Raw genomic sequence first — 20,171 nt, 5'->3', positions numbered from 1 at the left:
CCATTCACCTCTTTACTTATATTTTCAAGTCATCTAATTCGAAAAGAGATACGTCATCTAATTGCTCGAATGAAGAAGTCAGTTCGATCTCCTCTATTCTTACAGCATCTACTGAAACAGCCCTCATGATGTCTTTCAGCAAGCCCGCAATCCGCTCGATGGTTTCCTCTGTGAAAAGCTCAGTATTATATTCAATCGTTGAAGAAAGACCGTCTTCCTGCTCATACGCAATCCAGAGTAAATCAAAGCGTGACGTTCCTGTCTCATACGGATAATCACTAAAGGTTAAGCCGCCTACCTTCAGTTCTGGCTGATTCATATTTTGCAAGGCAAACACAGCATCAAACAATAGATTCCGGCTGACACTCCGGCTTAACTGGAGATCTTGAACCATTTGTTCATATTGATAGTCTTGATGTCCGAAATCATCGATGACATGTGCTTTCACATCCTGTAGGAATTGCTGGTACGTCAGCTCTGCTTTAGGATACAAACGAAGTGGTAGCATATTGACAAAAATACCGATCACTTGCTGCAGCTCCTCTTGTTTTCTCCCTGCTACCGGAACCCCGACCGTGATATCTGATTGTCCGCTTAATTTATGAAGCAAAATCTGATATACACTTAACAAACCCATAAACAGTGTGGCGTCTTCCTTTAAAATCACCTGCTTAAACGCGTTCAGCTCCACTTCTTCTATACGGAACGTATAATGTCCGCCGCGGAATTGTCTCACTTCCGGCCTATCGAAATCTGTTGGCAGATCAAGTAGCGGGGCACTTTCTAACCGGTTTTTCCAGTAATCACTCGATTCTTTCAGTGCTTCCGACGCAAGCAAGTCATTTTGCCATTCTGAAAAATCTTTATATTGCAGAGCGAGAGGCTCAAGCGTCCTACCGTCATATAACTGCATAAAGTCATTGACCAAAATATCTTGAGAAAGACCGTCTGAGATAATGTGGTGCATGTCTAGCATAAGTACGAATTCCTCTTCTGCCAGCTTCATCACGCCGACTCTCATCAATGGAGCCTCACTTAACGTAAAGGCAGTCAAAAATTGTTCAATCACTTGTTTTTGATCTTCCTCAGATCCTTGTGTCGATCCGTTAGTGAGGTCAAATAATGTGACTGCAAATGGTACCTCTTCTTCAATCTTTTGATAAGGGACGCCATTCTCTAGTACAAACGCTGTCCGCAAACTTTCGTGTCTCTTAATAAGCTGCTGAAATGCCCATTCCAACCTGCTAATATCGAGTTTCCCTTTGATTCGTCCCGCTTTAAACTCGTTGTATCCTGTGCTGTTTACATCCATTTGCTGCATGAGATACAACCGTTTTTGCGCAGACGACAGAGGATAATGCTCCTTCACTTCGGCTTTTTCAATCGCATGATAAGCAGCAGTATCTGCTTGATCGATATATGCTGCCATTAATCGTATCGTAGGGATTTGGAAAAATTGTGGCAGCGTCAGCTCTACACTAAATGCACGATGAATGATGCCAATGAACGTAATCGCCTTTAGAGAATCTCCACCCATTTCAAAGAAATGATCATCTATGCCAATTTCATCAATCTTAAAGAAAGCTTGCCAATGTTGACTTAATGCCTTCTCCAGCTCCGTTTCAGGTGCCGCATAATTCGTGGAAAGCGCTGGCCTAGAATACAAGTTTCCATCTTGTTCATTCTCTCCGCCGCTCTCTTCCTCAAGGGATAAACGGTCTACATATCGGTGAATACGATCATGTAAAGATGTTGTCGAAATAACCATTTGTTCCACTTGATCCAGCGAAAGCAATCGTTCAAAGATCATTCTTCCTTCTTTTTCTGTAATTAACGTCTCGGTGACATCATCTCCGATTGGAAGATCAAGCTGCTTCCCTTGCTCAAATTCCCAGCCGTCAAAACTAATGACAGACCACTGTGTTTCTGAACGTAGATTGCGTTCATACACATACGCATCGATGAAATGATTCACAGCTGTATAGGCTGTAAAACCGAGTCCGCCCAAGATCGGTGACAAAGATGACAGGACAAAACAGAAATCAAGGGATCGATCTCCTAAGGCGGCATCAAGATGAAGCACACCATTCATCTTCGCTTCAAAATGCGGCTCTGAAAATGTGACATCTGTTTGCTCCATCACCTGGAAAGATTGGTCGCCTGTCACTCCAGCTGCATAGATCACGCCATCGATCTGCCCATATGACGCATCCACTGTGTTGATCAATTGCTGGATATCTTCCTTGTGACGAACGTCTACTTTCCGAATGAGAACATCTGCGCCTGTCTCTTCCAGTGCCATTACCTTTTGGATTTTTTTCTTTGTTGGATCCTGATCATCATGCGTAGACAGCCATTCTTGCCACTTGCTTCTATCAGGGAGTCCAGACCTGCTCGTTAAGATCAATGTTCCCTTCGTTTGCTCGGCCAAAGTCTGGGCGATATTCAATCCAATAAATCCAAGTCCGCCAATTAAAATGTATACACCATCTTTTTTAGCCAAATGAGCATGTCCCATTTCGGGAACTGAACTATTCGCATACTTTTTCACATATCGCTTATTTCGTCGATAGACCGTGAGAAGCTGTCCATACGCTCGATCTAGCTCATCGCTTATTTGCTTTAGCAATCTCTTTTCTTGAACCCCATTTTCCACTGGGCGATCGATATCAAGAATGCGGTAACGTAAGTTCGGTGTTTCTTGTGAAATCACCATCGCAGGTCCTAGATGGATCGCTTTTTCAGGATTAAGTACAGGCTCACCGCCAACGGCATACGTCAATGAGGAAAGAACTGTGATAGACACCTTTTGGTCCAACACATTTTTTTTCAGTGCCTGGCCGATATAAAGCAAGGAGTAATAAGCATCTTGCTGCGTTTGCTTCACCCATTCTTCTTCCGTGTGAGATGAGTGTCGTTCTGAAAGCCCCCATAGATGACAAACTTTTGACACGTTGATTTCATCATCTGCCAGATTTGATATGAGCCTTTCATAATCAGATGGCTCATGTGACCGAATGGTATAGCTTTTTTCGTCATGCTTCGTAAATTCATTTCCTTTACGAACCACTACGGACTCGTTCCGTTTCGTCATGAGCTCAGCCGCAATCTTCTCTCCAAAAGCAGATGGATCTGCAAACAAAAGCAAGGCTCCGCCAGATGTATCTTCTGATGGCACGCAAGGTAAAAGATCCGCTTCCCAATGAGGGGTATAGAACCATTCATCCATTTGCTGCTTTCGTCCAGACTGCTTTGGTTTTTCTTGTTTCACACGATCTGCTGCATCATACCAATAGGAGGTTTGATCAAACGCATACGTTGGCAGCGGCATTTTCCGCGGCTGACGGTTTAGATGGAATCTGTCCCAATCAATAGATAATCCGTTTGTCCATAGACGTCCCATTTGACCAAGTAAAAATTCAGTATCCGTCACATCTTGTTTTGCATGTCTTAACACATGACATACATGCTGGTTCAGACCGTTCAGCGACCGGTTGACCATCACGCTTAAATCTTGTCCTGGTCCAATCTCAATTAATTGAATATTGTTCTCTTGTAAAAGATTTGTGATGCCTTCAGCAAAGCGAACTGTATCGGTCATATGCCTTTTCCAATAAGACATATCTTTCGCACTCGTATCTGTCATCCAATCTCCTGACAAATTCGAAATGAATGGAATACGAAGTGACTTGGCTTTCATATGCGTTAATTTTTCTCCGAATTGCTCCGCTGCCTCCTTCATGACATGTGAGTGGGCGGCAATGGTTCCTCCTAATCGCATACACATCAATCTGTTGCTTTTCAGCTCTTGTTCAAATTCACTTATCGCCTCTTCTAGACCTGACACGATACATGATGAATCATTGACAACCGCGAGAGAAATATCTTTTGGAAGCATCGGTTTGAGCTCTGCCTCAGGTAATGGAACACTCATCATGACGCCGGGTGGTGACGACTGCATCGCATTCGCACGATAGGCGACCATGGACATTGCGTCCTTTAAGCTAAATAGCCCTGATATGGCGGCTGCTGTTAATTCGCCAAAGCTATAGCCGATCATTGCATCAGGACGAACGCCCCATTCAATGAAAAGCATGGATAAGGCATATTCAATGGCAAAAATGGCTGGCTGTGCATATTGAGTACTTGCCAATTGTTCACGTGCCTTTTCTGTTTCAGCCGCTAATGGGTACAGAATACGGGCAAGACTTCGTCCCGTTGCTTCTTCATATGCTTGAAAACAAGCATCCATTTGCTTCTTAAAGTAAGGCTCTTCCCGGTACAAATCTAATCCCATATTGAGATATTGATTGCCTTGTCCAGAAAACATAAAAATAATCTTTTGCTTCTCCACATGCGAATGCATGAGCTTTCCAATGCCCTTGCCTTGCTTTTCTGTTAATACTCTTAGAGCATCTTCTCTGTTTGCCGCAACAAATGCCTGACGGAAACCAAAGGATTGTCTTCCTATTTGCAGCGTATAAGCTGCGTCTGCCAAATTGATAGAAGGCGTGTTTTCTATTTGGCTTGCGAGTTTGTCTTTCATTCGTTCCAAGCTCGTTTTGCTCTTTGCTGAAAGAACAAGCAGCTCAGCAGAACGAGGCATTTGCTGACGATCTCTTTGTGGTGCTTCTTCTAAAATGACATGTGCATTCGTTCCACCCATTCCAAATGAGCTCACCCCAGCCCGCCGCAAATGGGAAGCTGGCTGCTTCCAGTCGATCAGCTCAGTGTTTACAAAGAAAGGACTGTGCTCAAATGCAATGTTTTCATTGGCTTTTTTGAAGTGAAGACTAGGTACAAATGTGTGATGCTGAAGCGAAAGCACAGCTTTGATCAAGCCAGCTGCTCCTGCCGCTGCATCTAAATGTCCAATATTTGTTTTCACAGACCCAATGCGGCAAAATTGTTTTTTCTCTGTGTCGAAAGCCTTTGTGAGCGCCTCTATTTCAATCGGATCACCAAGTGATGTGCCAGTTCCATGTGTTTCCACATATTCAATCGTATCTGGTGAAACATCTGCTTGATGCAGGGCATCCTGAATGACACGTGTCTGTCCTTCGACGCTCGGAGCATTGAAACCAACCTTTTGATCACCATCATTGTTGATGGCAGAGCCCTTAATAACCGCATAAATATGGTCACCATCTTCTATGGCTTCACTAAGTGCTTTTAAAGCAACAAGACCAACACCATCTCCGCCAACAGTTCCATCCGCTTGATCGTCAAAGGCGCGGCAATGGCCATCGCTTGATTTCACCATGTTCTGTTGATAAACGTAGCCTGATTTCACTGGGTGCAGGATCGACACACCTCCCGCAAGAGCTACATCTGAATCACCATTTGCAATGGATTGACAGGCCAAATGCAAGGCGACCAAAGAAGTTGAACAAGCGGTTTGCAGCGTAAGCGCCGGTCCTTTCAAATTCAATTTATGGGCAATTCTTGTACTGACGGTATACGTATCATTGAGTGAACCCACTTCAAACAGCTCTGACATGCTGCTATCAAGGGAAGCGGCAAAACGCTGAATCCATTGGAAGTTTGAAGTGGACCCAGTAAACAAACCGACCTTCCCCGTATAATCTTCTTGCACATACCCCGCATCTTCCAGCGCCTTATAGGCGTACTCATGCAGGAGGCGTATTTGAGGATCCATCATTTCTGCCTGACCTGGCGAATAACCGAAGAAGGATGCATCAAATAAATCAGGTCCATCAATGACACCCTTTGCCCTCACATAATCAGATCGCTCGAAGGTTTGACGGTCAATACCAGCTTCAAGCAGTTCTTCATCGGAAAAGAAGGAAATTGATTCTTCTCCATTCTTCAAATTTCGCCAAAATGCCTCAACATTTTTCGCACCTGGGAATTTACCAGCCATTCCAATAATGGCAATCGGCTCATTGGCTTTTCTTGTCTTTTGTTTCACAGGCTGCGCGCCTGCCGCTGCCTGCTCTGAATCGCCGCTTAAATATGCGGCAAGCTCTCTAATCGTTGGACGGCGGAACATTTCGACCATTGGAATGCTTTGATTCAATTGCTTAGCGAGCTGTTGATTGACGTGGATCAAATTGAGTGAATGCCCGCCAATATCAAAGAATTTGTCATGGACACTTACCTCTTCTAAGCCGAGGACCTTTTTCCAAATGTCTTGAATGACTTTCTCCGTATCAGAAAGATGGTCCGAGCCCGCCTGTTTTTTCGTTTGCTGCGCCTGTTTCAAAGCAGGTAAAGCTCGTTTATCTAGTTTGCCATTGGCAGTCAGCGGCATATCGTCCAATTGAACAAAGTGAGTTGGGATCATATAATCCGGCAGTTGATCAGCCAACGCTTGTTTTATTGCCTCTTGATCAAGTATGGCTGTCGTGACAACATATGCGGCCAAACATGGTGTACCAGAAACATCTGGCTTTACAACAACAGCTGCTGCTTTTATTCCTGGCTGTTCATTCAACCAAAATTCAATCTCACCAGTTTCAATCCGGTAGCCTCTCAGCTTCACTTGATCATCATTTCGACCTAAAAATTGAATGAGCCCATTAGGGAGAATGCGGGCTGCATCACCTGTTTTATAAATTTTTTCACCCGGCTGGAAAGGATGGTCGACAAACCTTTCTTCGGTCAGTTCTGGGCGATTCAAATAGCCTTTTGCGACACCTTTTCCGCCAATATATAATTCACCGACGGCTCCTTCCGGCATGAGATTCATATGTCTGTCAAACAGAAGAATATCTGTATGCTGTGCAGGCTTTCCAATCGGTACATACACGTCTTGATCAAGGTCCTGGTCATATCGATGAATCATGCAGCCAACGACCGTTTCAGTTGGTCCATATTCATTCACAATTTCAATTGGCTGCGGGAAGGACTGCTGAATGGATTTCGCTAAAGATGTTTCCAGCTGTTCTCCGCCTAAAATGAAACATTTCATTTGGCTGTCTGGGAAAGACAAATGCTTAATAAACTGTAAATGAGATGGTGTCAGTTTCATCACATGTACGCGATTGTCTTTTATGATGTCTTCGACAAGCAGCTGCCGGTTTTCATGGTGATAAATCATGATGGTATTTCCTGAAATGAGCGGCGTGAAAATAGAAGTAACCGTCAGGTCAAAGGACAGTGAAGTATACATAGCAAAATGCCTTGTTTCTCCTCGAACATATACTTGCTTTGCCCAATCAATATAGTTGGCTAAGCCAAGATGTTGAATGAGTACACCTTTAGGTCTTCCTGTCGTACCTGATGTATAAATGCAGTAGGCTGTTTGGTCTGAGGTGATGGCTTCTGCCAAGTTGTCTGATGGTCCGGTGTATAGATCCGGCTGTGTGATATCAATTTTTTCTCCATGATAGGCATAGGTGAGCCCTTTCATTGGATGGGTTAAGAGCCATTCTACTCCGCTGTCTTCTAATAGATATTCTATTCGTTCCTGCGGATATTCAGGATCAATCGGCACGTAAGCACCGCCAGCTTTTAAGATCGCTAAGCATGCTATCACCATTTCAATGGAATGCTCTGCTAAAATGCCGACACGCTGCTCCTGTTTGACCCCTTTGTTTTGTAAATAATGTGCGAGCTGGTTCACTCTCTTATTGAGTTGTTCATATGTAACCGTCGTATCGCCAAACTCAACTGCGGCTGCCGCTGGCGTTCGCTCTACTTGTTCTTCAAATAGGTCAATCACGGTTGGCTCATTGCTAGATGTTGCTCCGCCATATTGCTTGAAGACCGCTAACTGCTTTTCTTTCTCTTTTTCTGATAGCAGCTGTAGTTGAGCAGCAGGTTTGTGCGGATGTGCACATGCATCAGACAGGAGATGAAGAAAATGCTGACACCACTTTTCGATTTGTTCAGCTGAAAAGCTGACGGGGTTATACACCAATGAAAAGTGCAGCTGATCATCAAACGCCTGAACACTAAGCGTGAGATCGAATTCTGTCTGCTCAGTCATCTCAAATCCACGAATACGAATTGGCTGATCGTTTTTCGTGAGCATTTGATCTAGTGGATAGTTTTCAATGACGACGATTGAATCAAATAATGATTGCTCTGCAGTCATTCCTGCATATTTCTTTAAGTCAGATAGCGGGGTATGTTCATATTCATTTCTTACAGCGATCTCACGGCTCACTTCCTGCATCTGTTCAAGAATTGGCCGCTCTTGTTCGAATGAGACCCGCATCGGTAATGTGTTAATGAACAATCCAGTCATCTTTTCAATATGAGGGACATCCGCATTTCTCCCTGAGACTGTTGTCCCAAAGACAATATCATCTTGGTTCGCATACTTAGATAGCAAAACTCCCCACAGCGTATACATCACAGATGCCAGCGTCACGTCATATTGATTCGTGAATTTGCTCAAGCTCTCCGCAATGGAAGTATCCACTTGATGTTCATATTGATGAAACACTTCTGAATTTTCATGTGCGCCGCTTGACTTCGGAAGCAGTTCTGCATAACTCCAACCGTTGAAAACATTTTTCCAATAGGCGGCTTGTGCTTCTGTCTGTTGAAGGTTTTTCTGCTGCCATTTGACAAAGGATTGGTAGGACGGTCTTTGTTCCAAAAGAGGTTTGTCCCCATTCGATAAGCGCTCATATGCACTCATCCAATCGCTTAATACAATCCCAAGGCTCCATCCGTCTAATAAAATATGATGGAAGCTAATGAGAACCCAGCTGACTTCATCATTCACTTCACATAACGTCAGACGAAATGGGACTTCCTGCAGATCAAAGCGTTCTTCTCGGTTCTGAGCCGTCACCTCCTCTTTCAGCACATGAAGAGGCTCCTTCGCTTTTGTCAAATCACGGTATCGAATGTCTGGCTGATGCTCCTTCAGCACAATTTGTACTGGTCTTGCGAGTTCCTGCCATCTGAACAATGTTCTAAGCATTTCATGCTGTTTGGTGACATTCGTCCATGATTGTTCAAAAATGTCTCGATCTATCGGTCCGTCTATTTCGATCAGCAGTTGTTCAAAATAAGCTGTTCCGTTCGGTTCCATTAAATGATGAAACAGCAGTCCCTCTTGGATCGTAGTGATAGCTAACATATTTTCAATGTTCTGTTTATCCAGCTTCTGCGGCTGTAAAGCCATGGGATCATCTCCTTTCTCTCTAAGAATGTTTCACGAAATAATGGCGTAAACCATAGTTAGCAATAACCTGTTGCTGAATTTGCGAAGTTCCTTCAATAATTTCAAGCACCTTCGCTTCACGATATAGTCTTGAAGCTGAGTTTTCCCGGCTAAATCCACTTCCGCCATGAATTTGGACATTTGTATTTGTAATGTCAACAGCGATTTTAGAGGTGAAATATTTTGCAATGGATGTTTCTGTGATTGCATCAGGATGATTCGCTTCTCTCATTTCCCCAGCCTTTAGGCATAAGGCTCTCGCTGCATGGAGCTGGGTCACCGCATCTCCGATCATGCCTTTGATCATTTGATGCTTGTACAATTTCTCATTAAATTGTGTTCTTTTACGTGAATACGTAACAAGAGAATCAACGGCTTCTTGTGCAATGGCAAGCCCTGCCCAAGCGACACTGTATCTTCCATGGTCTAATGCGAGTGACACCACATGGTTAAATCCGCCCCCAACTGGTCCTAAGACACAGTCTTCATGCACCTGGACATGATCGAGGGTGATTTCCGCTAAATATGACGCTCGGTTGGCCATCATTCCTGTAATTCTCTCAATCTCTACACCCGGCTGATCTCGATCGACAAGGAATGCCGTGACTTGTTCACCGTCTCTTGCAATCACAATAAAGAAATCGGCAATCGCTCCAAAGGAAATCCACTTTTTCTTCCCATTTAATACATAGGATTGTCCTTCCTTTTGATAGCTTGTTTCAACATGATTGGCATCTGAACCAATATTCGGCTCTGACAAAGCAAAGGCACCGATTTTTTCTCCTTTAGCTAATTCAACGAGCCAGCCTTGTTTTTGATCTTCTGTTCCATAACGAAGAATGGCTTCTCCTACAAGTGAATTCACTGTCAATAATGTCCGGACATTACAGCAAGCTTTTCCCACTTGTTCCGTAAACTGTCCATATGCGATTGGATCAAGCCCCAGCCCTTGATAGGAAGACGGGATACCTGCTGCCAAGTAGCCTCGTTTCGCCATATCTCGAATCAGCGACTCTGGCAAATGTTCCGTCTCATCGAATTCATTGGCAAACGGACGGATATGTTCATCGCAATACTGCCGTATTTCTTCAATGGCATTGATCGTTTGTTCAGCTGTTGTTTTCATGAAGAGCCGCCCCCTGTTGTTTTCTCTCAATTAAGGCGACAATGCGATTGACGGTACTAAAATGAGCAATGTCGAGGTCTTCGTTATCTAATTGGAATTGAAAGTCATGTTCGATATAGTTCACTAGTTTCATCGCAAATAGAGAATTCACAAAGCCTTGTTCAAAAATATGATCATCATTTCCAAGCTCAATTTCCTCATCAAATACCACTAGGTTTTGCTCGATATAGGCTCTTACTTGTTCGTGTAGGTTCATGATTTAATCTCCTCGCTTTTCGCTTTTTTATTGTTTGGCCGGGTCTTTCTGATTTAATTCAATATTGACATCTACGTATTCTGGGAAAGGCTGAATCATGCTTAAATCATTCTCAAACAAGATATAGCCGTTCTCCCCCTTCTCGATTTCTTTGAAATTGGCAAACTTATATGTGATGTACATCATGCGGTTTCGGTCGGTTTGTTTAAAGTCAGCGACAAGCCGCTTTCCTCGCTTTTTCGCTTCTTGCAAAATCGTTGTAAGTAAGATGGTCCCGACACCACGAGACATGACGCGGCAAGACATCAGCAGCAGTTTGACATGCCATGTGTCACCTTTTTCTTCTATTAATGAGAGTCCAATTTTTCCATATGAACCGAATTTATCTTCAAGTTCACAGACAAGCAGTAAGTGAGAATCTGATTGACGGAAGAAATCAAGCTCTTCATAATCGTAGGTTTTCCCGCTCGCATTTAATTGATTGGTACGGACAGTCAATTCTTCAGCGCGCTGGAGGTCTTGTTCTCCTGCTTCTGATATCACGAATTTCATATGTAAAGACGCCAAGAATTTCTCAGGCGGCCCTTCATATTTCTCTTCTTCCTGCTGCCTTTTGTCCGCTTCTAAGTACATTCTTCTGCGTCGTCTAGCATCTTCTGTGATAAAGACTGGACGCAGGCGATCATCAGTGAGTAATGACAGATAATCCACTGCATCCCAGCACGTAATCTCTGGATGAACAGCCTTCACTTCTTCTCGTTCAAACGGCTGATCATCAATAAAGAGAATGGTATCTTTATGAATATTTAAGCGCTGACTGATTCTCTCTAATGAACTAGATTTGGCATTCCAATGAATCTCTGGATAGAGAAAGAAATGTTCGATTCCGAAGGCAGAAAGCTTTTCCTTCACAGCTGTTTCATCATTCCGGCTTGCTATAGAAAGAAGGATGCCGCGCTCATCTAACTCTGTTAGTACTTCCTTCATCGATGGTTTTAACGTCACTTCATCTGACTCAAGTAAAATTCCATCCCATAATGTATGATCTAAATCCCAGACAACACACTTGATTTGCTTAGCCATTGGTTATTCTCCTCTCACATGTCATATTGGAAAAAGCCCTTGCCTGATTTTTTGCCGTACTCGCCTGCATCAACCATTTTGACTAGCAGAGGACATGGACGGAACTTCGGATCTTTGTAGCTCTCGTATAAAACAAGCAATGAATTCAAGATCGTATCAAGCCCAATTAAGTCTCCCGTCGCAAGTGGTCCCATTTTATGACCGAAACCTCCGCGGAAAATTTTATCGACATCCGCTGGCGTGGCGACTTGATCTTGCACCGCCCAAATCGCTTCATTGATTGTCAGCATCAGCACACGGTTGGAAACAAATCCCGGAAAATCATGCACCACAACTGGTGTTTTATCAAACGATTTCAAGAAATCTTTTGCCGTTTCCACTGTGTCATCAGAAGTTGCTTTTCCTCTAATGACTTCAACTAACGCTTTGAGAGGAACAGGGTTCATAAAGTGCGCCCCAATGACATTCTCAGGGTGATGCATAAGGGACCCTACCTTTGTGATGGAGATACAGCTTGTGTTTACAAAATAGATGGTTTCTTTCGCACAAATACCTCGTAGCTCTTCATAAATAGGTTTTTTAATCTCCCAATCTTCCGTCACATTTTCAATGACGATATGCGCGTCATGTAATCCTTCAAGTGAAGTTGACAGTTGGATTTGAGACAATACATCTTCTAAAGACAATGAGATTTTCTTCTTTCTCACAAATTGAACCAATTGATAGGTCTTCTTAATTTTTTCCAGCGCTTCGTTTAACTTTTCTTCTGTGACATCAACTAATGTGACTTGATAGCCATTTGCTGAAAGGTCTAATGCCATATCAGCCCCCATGACACCTGCCCCAATCACGCCTACGTGCTTCGTGTTCATTTCTCCAACACTCCAATTCGCTTTAAAATGACATTGATTTTTTCTACAACTTCATTTGTGAATGAATGAATAAAAAAGTGATCTCCATCGAATTCGAAAAACGCACAATCTTCGCTTGTATATTGATCCCAATCGTCTAAATCGAACAGCACAGAAGGCAAATCACGTGTACCATAAAAAATAGAAATTGGACAAGCAGCTGGAACGACTTCATCACACAAATAGGTCTCCAAAAGCTGAAAGTCTGCTCTTAAAATCGGCAGAAAGAAATCAAGCACTGCATGGTTATCAGCAAGTTCCTCAGGAACGCCTCCCATCGCAATGATCGCTTCTTTTAATTTGGAATCTGACAGCTGATGATAGACTTTCTTTTCTGGAATATGTGGTGGAAAGCGCCCAGAATAAAAGACATGGACAGGCTCTCTGTTTAACCTTGTTTTCATTCTTTTTTGTAATTCATATGCAAGGACGGCTCCCATACTATGACCGAAAATGGCATAGGGCTCTCCTTCTTTTAAGGAGGAGGACGCCTGTACATAAAGATCATCTGCGACCTGCTGTAAATCGGTTAGTACAGGCTCTGTCATTCTTGTCCCGTGCCCAGGGAGTTCAAGGGCATGAATTTCTATCGACCGGTCTATATAAGATTTCCACGTACTGAATACGGTACTGGCTCCACCTGCGTACGGTAAACAAAATAACTTCACGACACGCCACACTCCCTTTTGCATTTGATTTCCAACACTTCCAGCCAATGTTTTTCATCATGGATGATTTGTTCTAAAGAGGCTGTGATATTAGCTTGGTACCTACTAGACATCTCACCTGAAAAAAGGAGTTTTGCTGCCTGATGCCTTGCTTTCTCCCATTCTGCTAAAATACGTTCCATCCATCCCACCAGCTCAGGTAGATCGCCTTTGATGAGATTCAGCCGATACAGCTCTATTTTCTTCGTATTGATGATCTGATTGAACGACGCCACTAGCTTCTCGATATCATCCCATTGCGAAAACTGCTCATAAAATGTTTCAAGAGCTGTGATTCCTTTTTCTATTACGTCAATCTGACCATGCATATTTCTCAGGAAATAAGTCGTTTTTTGATCAAATAACTCAGTCGAGAGTTTGTCTGGATCAAAGTAGAAGGCCGCATAGGAATGAAATTGATCATTCGGCTGAAAATGATCATGAAAGGTGTCATATCCTTTCTGTACATCTTTAAATGACAGCACTTGATGCTCATAAGACAAATTATCTAAATGCCGATTCTCTAATACTTGAAAGATTTGCTGATTTTCATCGAATCCAGTCATTAAAATGGAATGACGGCTATGGGTTGTCAAATACTCTTTTCTGCCTCGCTGAACGTAGGGGTCTACCCATACAATTACCGGGCGGTCACGCCTCACATCTTGTTTGACCTTTTCAATGAGGTTGGGACAATACGTCATTTTTTCCACTTGAATGCCTTGTAAATTCATAATCTTTTCTGGATCGTGTGCCGACATCCAGTCAATCTGTAGCAAGCCATTCTCTGTAAGCCCGTAGGCAAATTGATCATTTAATAAGTATGGAGAAACTTCTTGATCATGCAGCTTCACAATTGGAAAAAAGCAATTGAAAAAACAGCTACGATAAAACAAATCATTATAAGGATGAATGCCCGAAATCTGTTTGACGGTCATCTTTTTTTCCTCTCTTTCCAGCAGGAGATGTCACCATAAATCCTTTGATGAAACCAATCGTACAAAACCAAATGAAAAACAAATAATAAGAAATCGCTAATTCAATGAGAGAGGAAGGTCCCCATACAAAAGTCATTTTCCAAGGCAGCCCATTAAAGGCTAGCTGCGCAACAATGATTGGCAGGATCAATATCCCAATTAGCAGCAGCACCCAGCCGCTACTTTTCAGCCAGATGCCAAGTGACATGTCCCTGCGAACGAAAGCGCCGTTTTTTACACGCTTTTTCCACTTGATAAAACGAACGATAGACACTATTTGCAGCAATATGAAAAGACATGTGGCCCCAAGACTCAATTGATCGATGAGCTGAAAAGGATCCATTGATGACTCTGCTTCTTCATTTGCACCCGTGATCGTTTTGGCAATAAGACGTGCCGTTTGCTCTGTGTAGCTGCTATTCATATTCGCTAACACTCCGATCGCAATCTCTTCTTTTGGCTGGATCAGAAAAAATGATGAATAGTTTGGGTTAGAGCCTGCATGAAAAAGCGAGTCTACCTGCTCATGCGCCTTTTCTATATACCAGCCGGCATTGTAATAGACATGCTTCCCTTCTTCTGGGACATTCACAGTTAAGTGATCAGGATTTTTTACAAAGCGAGACCAAGTTGAATCGGTCAATTGATATTGCAGCCAAGTCCCCACATCCTGACTATTCATCACAATATAGCCTGCAGGCGTATTGCCTCGATATTCTGGTGCTTCATAAGCATGCGGAGCAAGGAATTGCAGTTTAAACCCTTCTGAGACAGCACCGGATGTCATCCGTTTTAGCCCAGCCTCTGTTTGGTCAAGATGATGCCTTTTAAACAGTTCCTTCATATAAGCCTCATACGATGTTCCTGTTACATTTTCAATGATGAGACCAAGGACATCATAGTTGATGGTCGCATATTCAAAGGAGCTGCCTGGCTTACGATTAAGCTCGATTGATTTCAGCTGATCAACTGTTTTTTTCAACGCATCCTTTGCAGTATCAGGCTGGATAAGCGCAATGGATTGAAAGGGAATGCCGCTTGTGTGATGCATTAATTGCTCCACAGTTAAACGCTGAGGCTTTCCATTGTATGTTGGAAAAAAACCTGGAATATAGCTGCTCACCGGATCTTTTAAATGAAGTTTTCCTTGCTTCTCTAACTCCACAATCGCAAGAGCGGTAAACGCCTTTGATGTAGATCCAATTTCAAAGAAAGTGCTGTCTGTCACTTGCTTCTTTTTCTTTCGATCCGCATAACCAAAGCCTTTTTGGTACACGACTTCGTCTTTTTTCACAACCACAGCAGACATGCCTGGAATGCGCCCAAGCTCCATCTGCTCCTCTATCACTTGATCAATAGCTTTAGATGAAATCACTGCTTTGGCATGTGTCCCCCCGGCAAAGCTGCTTATCCATAAGACTGCTAATAAAAATGAAATGTAGATAACATACTGATTTTTCCTCATGTAAATAATGAATCCATTTCTTCAAGAGACATATCCACTGTTTCAAAATCAGACGGTGTAAATTCGATTCCTTCCTTCTCTAAGCAATGCTGTACAAGACGCTCAATTTGCTGTTCTACCGCTTGTAATAGCTGCGTCATGTCTGTTTCACACAGCTGTTTTTCACTGAAAGAAAGATGGAAAATCAGTTGACCGCCCTTGATGGTAGCGACCATATCGATGACGGTTGTTAATGGATTATCCAATGACGAATCCATCCCCGATGTAAAGTAAGACATCTCATAATTAGATGATTGTTTCAGCACTTGATCAATTTCACCTAGATAGTTAAAGCGTAATTGCGGTGCTGAGTGAGGAGAAAGCTGCTTATTGATGAGTGACAGCAGCCCATAGTCTGCACCTTTATTGGGTACTTCACGTATCGTTTCTTTGACAGCTCGTATGTGATCTGAAAGAGATTCAGACACATGAACATTCACAGGATACATGGTGGTGAACCAACCAAACGTTCTAGATACATCGATATCATCCTCTACTGCATCCCTGCCATGACCTTCTAATTCCAAAGAAATCCGCTCTTGATTCGTTTGCTCATAACAGGCTTGCGACAAGGCTGAAATTAACAGTTCATGCGGCTGCGTTTGATACGCTTGATTCGCTTGATTGAGCAATTGATTCGTGAGTTCCACTGATAATGCCTTGGTTAATTTGATTTCGTCTCTGACATACCCCTCATTTGAAGAAACTGGATACAGAGGCTGAATATCCTGCACCGCTTTTTGCCAATAGCTGAGCGACTCTTTTACACCCTCTGATACTGCATACTGATTCACCCGCTCGGCAAATGTTTGATAGGAATGGGTTTTAGACGGAAGCACTTCTGCTGTAACCTTCTCTGCATGCAATAATTGAATCAAGTCCTCCACAAGAATTTGCCAAGACATACCATCAGCTATTAGATGATGGGCGGCAAAGATGAGATGTGATTGAGAATCAGTTTGACAAAGTGCTGCCTGAATCAATGGTCCTTGATAAAGATGAGTCCTTTGCTTGACCTGATATCCTACTTCTTGTAGCGCTTCTTCCACGTTCTCTTCTGACAATGTCGTGAAATCGTGTACCATCAGCGGAATATCTTGAATGTCTACATCATAATAGAGTGTGTTTGTTGCCTCATGTACTTTTAACCTTAGTCCATCGTGGTGAATGACGAGCTCTTTGAGAGCATCCTGCACGATGGTTTCATCCATCTTTTTCTTTGAATGAACAATGATGGATTGATGCCAGAAATGTTCATCTTTTAACCGCTGGGACCAGAACCATTCGATAATTGGAATCGATTTCACATCACCCACAGCTTGCTCTTGTGAGATATGTATGACAGGTTCCTGCTGAACGACTTGTGCCATTTCTCTAAAAATGGGGTAAGTAAAAAGATCCTTGGTTTTTAAATAGAGTCCTTTGTCTTTTAATTTCGCAATAAATTGAATCGCCTTAATGGAATCTCCGCCAAGCTGATAAAAATGATCAGCCGGTTCGATTGTTTCATGTCCTAAAATGTCTTTTGCTGTATCTACTAAGATCTCTTCAATGTCCGCTGTTTCCTTGGACCATTCAACGGCTGTTTCCACTTGGGACAGCATTGGATCAGGCAGTGCTGTCCGATTGATTTTTCCGTTTTGGGTAAGCGGGAGCTCATCTAGTACAACAAAATAGGCAGGTACCATATAAGCTGGAAGCTGATCTGATAATTTCTTTCTAAGTAAAAAGGACGTCATCTGTTTTTCTTTTAATTCAATATAGGCAGCCAGCTGTTTTTCTCCAGATTCATCGGTTAGATCAATAACCGCTGCTTTATCAACTTCTTCAAGTGCCATCAGTGCAAGTTCAATTTCACCGAGCTCAATCCGGTAGCCTCGCAGCTTGATTTGATGATCAATTCTGCCAATGTAATCAATCTTTCCATCATTTGCTCGTTTGGCGATATCACCTGTTCGATACATGCGGCGACCATTTACAAATGGATTGGGCAGAAAGCGTGATTCCTGCAAATCAGGTCTTTGCCAATACCCTCTGCCAACACCTGCACCTGAAATATAGATTTCTCCTACTGTCCCAGGCAGCACGGCTTGCTGATTCTCATCTAAAAGGTAAATCTCTGTATTTGGCATTGGTACACCAATTGACACAGATGTCCCCCCATCATCTTGATGGAATTGATGAATCATACAGCCAACGGTTGCTTCAGTTGGTCCATATTCATTAAAGATGGATATCCTTCCATCACTTGCCTCTGTGATTCTTTTGGCCAAAGCGGTCGATAATTGTTCTCCGCCCACAATCATCCGTTTCACAACTGATTGAGAAAGTGCAGCATCTGTTAACAGTGCCATATGAGCTGGTGTCAGCTTGATGACTTTTGCTTTTTGATCAAACAAAATATGTTCTAATAAAAAGCCTGGCTGATCCTCTTGACGATAGATCATCACGGTACTGCCAATGACCAATGGCGTATAAATAGATGTCACGGTTAAATCAAACGCAATGGATGAATACAAGGCAAAATGATCATCTGATGAATCAGTATAGTGTGTTTTGGCAGACATGATATAGTTCACTAAGCTTCGGTGCTCAATCATGACTCCCTTTGGCTGTCCTGTAGAGCCAGACGTATAAATCATATATGCGACGTCTTCAGCATTCCCAATGAATGGATGTTCCGCATTATACTGAGCCAACTGATCCCACACGTTGTAGATATTGTACGTATCGCCATTAAAATGGTATGCAGATGCGTCATCTGTGAAAAACAGCTTTGCCTGGCTGTCATCCAAAATAAACTGAATACGTTCCTCTGGATACTCAGGATCAATCGGCACATATGCGCCTCCAGCCTTTAAAATCCCCAGCAGCAGCACAATCAGTTCTGGTGAATGATTCATACATACGGCAACAAAGTCATGTCTTTGTAAGCCATGTGTTTGTAGAAAATGCGCCATTTGATTGGTTTTTCTCTCAAGTTCACCGTATGTCATGCTATGAGATCCGTCCTGAAGTGCAATTCGATCAGGAGAAGACGTTGACATGTCTGTAATCAATTCATGGATTTTTTGTTTCTGTGGAAACAGCACGCTTGTGTCGTTCCATTGATATAGCTCTCGATGTTTCTCGACTTCTGTCATGAGAAGTACGTCTTTTAACAGCTGCTTTGGCTGAGCGAGTATCGTTTCGACAAAGAGAAGCATTCTTTCGTGTAGAAAGTCGATATCTTCATTGCTGTAATCTGAGATCTTGTAGTCATATTGAAGCTCGATTTGCCCTTTTTCATCCCATTCTTTCACAGCAACTTGTAAGCCATATGGCTGGAAGCCATTGTAAAGCTCTATGTATTCAACTTTGTATCCTTCCATCTCCTGCACCATATTGGTGCTGTAGGAGTTGATATAGATTTGAAAAAGCTGATCATACCCTGCTTTTGCAAGCTCTAAATCTTTGACAAGTGCATCATAGGGATATCGCTGATGCAGGAAGTAAGCCTTATAGCTTTTTTGAACGTCTGTTAAACTTTCTAACAAAGATAGATGAGGATCGATCTTCATTCGATATGGCATTGTACTCACGGTCATACCGGACGTGGCTTTTTCCTTTTGTCCGGAACGATTGAGAACTGGCGTCCCAATAATAAAATCTTTTTGCTGGTATCTTTTATGCAAGTAGACGAAGAGTCCTAAAGTAAATAAAGAGTTGATTGAACAATGATGGACATCTATAAATTCATAGATTCGTTCTGAGAGTTGTCGATCAAGGTAATGGCTTTGCCGATGGCCTTTGATTTGGTCAGTTCCTTGTACCAAATAACTATCGGACACATCAGATAATGCTTCTTTCCAAAATTGCTGATCTTTTTTAAATCTTGGGGAGTTCATATATTTTGATTCTTTATCAATAAATACAGAATGATTGTCTGCTTCTTGTTCGATAGAGGAGCTTTGGGTAAGAGCAGTGTAAAGCTGGCTAATTTTATCGATGATTACTTTCATCGACCATCCATCTGCTACTGTATGATGGCATTTGATGAAATAACCAGATTGTTGTTCACTGATTTTTAGTACAGCAAATTCGGCGAGAGAGGTTTCTGTTAATTGAAATGGTGTTTTGAAGGCTTTTTCGGCCCATTCTAGCATGTCTTCATGTGTGGAAAACTCATAGGTAGGAATAGGGCTATCGGCGTTTGGATCAACGTATTGAAGCGTTTCACCATCTTTCTCTACTAGCTTGAGACGAAGAGATTCTGTCATCATGATACAAGATGCAATGGCCTGCTTCAGTTTATCGAGCTGCAATGGCCCATTGACGAAAATGATACCGCCAATATGATTGATCGGTGTTCCTGGATAAAATGTTTCCATGTTCATCACGCGTCGCTGCGGATGTGTTAATGGCCAATATGCTAAACTATTAGTCAATTACGCCACCTCTACTTTTCATATAGTTAACATTT

At 42.6% G+C, this 20,171-nt stretch carries 9 protein-coding genes; all 9 read right to left on the bottom strand.

Features of this window, described 5'->3' with window-relative positions:
* Positions 1–16: 16 nt before the first annotated feature.
* The 9 genes from MKY83_RS03390 to MKY83_RS03350 are packed head-to-tail and all read right to left on the bottom strand — an operon-like array spanning position 17 to position 20,136.
* Entirely contained in the window at positions 17–9,106 is a 9,090-nt protein-coding gene (locus tag MKY83_RS03390; RefSeq protein WP_342488158.1) for an amino acid adenylation domain-containing protein, read from the bottom strand.
* A gap of 19 nt (positions 9,107–9,125) precedes the next feature.
* On the bottom strand, positions 9,126–10,271 hold the full coding sequence (locus MKY83_RS03385; RefSeq protein WP_340909299.1) for an acyl-CoA dehydrogenase family protein: 1,146 nt from the start codon (positions 10,269–10,271) through the stop codon (positions 9,126–9,128).
* Entirely contained in the window at positions 10,255–10,527 is a 273-nt protein-coding gene (locus MKY83_RS03380; RefSeq protein ID WP_340909297.1) for an acyl carrier protein, read from the bottom strand. The genes MKY83_RS03385 and MKY83_RS03380 overlap by 17 nt, the downstream gene beginning before the upstream one ends.
* Positions 10,528–10,554: 27 nt before the next feature.
* Positions 10,555–11,610, bottom strand: coding sequence for an HAD-IIIC family phosphatase (locus MKY83_RS03375; RefSeq protein WP_126741174.1), 1,056 nt, complete (start codon positions 11,608–11,610; stop codon positions 10,555–10,557).
* Between the two features lie 14 nt (positions 11,611–11,624).
* Entirely contained in the window at positions 11,625–12,482 is an 858-nt protein-coding gene (locus tag MKY83_RS03370) for a 3-hydroxyacyl-CoA dehydrogenase family protein (protein WP_111912170.1), read from the bottom strand.
* Positions 12,479–13,189 carry an alpha/beta fold hydrolase gene (locus MKY83_RS03365; protein WP_050945731.1) on the bottom strand — a complete coding sequence of 237 codons (711 nt, stop codon included), beginning with the start codon at positions 13,187–13,189 and terminating at the stop codon, positions 12,479–12,481. The genes MKY83_RS03370 and MKY83_RS03365 overlap by 4 nt, the downstream gene beginning before the upstream one ends.
* On the bottom strand, positions 13,186–14,166 hold the full coding sequence (locus MKY83_RS03360; protein ID WP_278178123.1) for a C39 family peptidase: 981 nt from the start codon (positions 14,164–14,166) through the stop codon (positions 13,186–13,188). Before MKY83_RS03360 ends, MKY83_RS03365 begins: the two co-directional genes overlap by 4 nt.
* Positions 14,129–15,670 (bottom strand): serine hydrolase domain-containing protein, encoded by a 1,542-nt coding sequence (locus tag MKY83_RS03355; RefSeq protein ID WP_217012796.1) that lies wholly within the window; start codon positions 15,668–15,670, stop codon positions 14,129–14,131. The genes MKY83_RS03360 and MKY83_RS03355 overlap by 38 nt, the downstream gene beginning before the upstream one ends.
* On the bottom strand, positions 15,667–20,136 hold the full coding sequence (locus MKY83_RS03350; protein ID WP_342488157.1) for an amino acid adenylation domain-containing protein: 4,470 nt from the start codon (positions 20,134–20,136) through the stop codon (positions 15,667–15,669). The genes MKY83_RS03355 and MKY83_RS03350 overlap by 4 nt, the downstream gene beginning before the upstream one ends.
* Between the last annotated feature and the right edge of the window lie 35 nt (positions 20,137–20,171).

The organism is Bacillus sp. FSL M8-0266 (genome assembly GCF_038613425.1).
Taxonomy (GTDB): Bacteria; Bacillota; Bacilli; order Bacillales; family Bacillaceae; genus Bacillus; species Bacillus pumilus.
This window is presented reverse-complemented; position numbering and strand designations above follow the sequence as displayed.

What these genes read in the sequence shown, in the direction of transcription:
- MKY83_RS03385 (WP_340909299.1), bottom strand. Translation starts at nt 10,271, where the DNA reads ATGAAAACAACAGCTGAACAAACGATCAATGCCATTGAAGAAATACGG.
- MKY83_RS03375 (WP_126741174.1), bottom strand. Translation starts at nt 11,610, where the DNA reads ATGGCTAAGCAAATCAAGTGTGTTGTCTGGGATTTAGATCATACATTA.
- MKY83_RS03390 (WP_342488158.1), bottom strand. Translation starts at nt 9,106, where the DNA reads ATGGCTTTACAGCCGCAGAAGCTGGATAAACAGAACATTGAAAATATG.
- MKY83_RS03360 (WP_278178123.1), bottom strand. Translation starts at nt 14,166, where the DNA reads ATGACCGTCAAACAGATTTCGGGCATTCATCCTTATAATGATTTGTTT.
- MKY83_RS03355 (WP_217012796.1), bottom strand. Translation starts at nt 15,670, where the DNA reads ATGAGGAAAAATCAGTATGTTATCTACATTTCATTTTTATTAGCAGTC.
- MKY83_RS03380 (WP_340909297.1), bottom strand. Translation starts at nt 10,527, where the DNA reads ATGAACCTACACGAACAAGTAAGAGCCTATATCGAGCAAAACCTAGTG.
- MKY83_RS03370 (WP_111912170.1), bottom strand. Translation starts at nt 12,482, where the DNA reads ATGAACACGAAGCACGTAGGCGTGATTGGGGCAGGTGTCATGGGGGCT.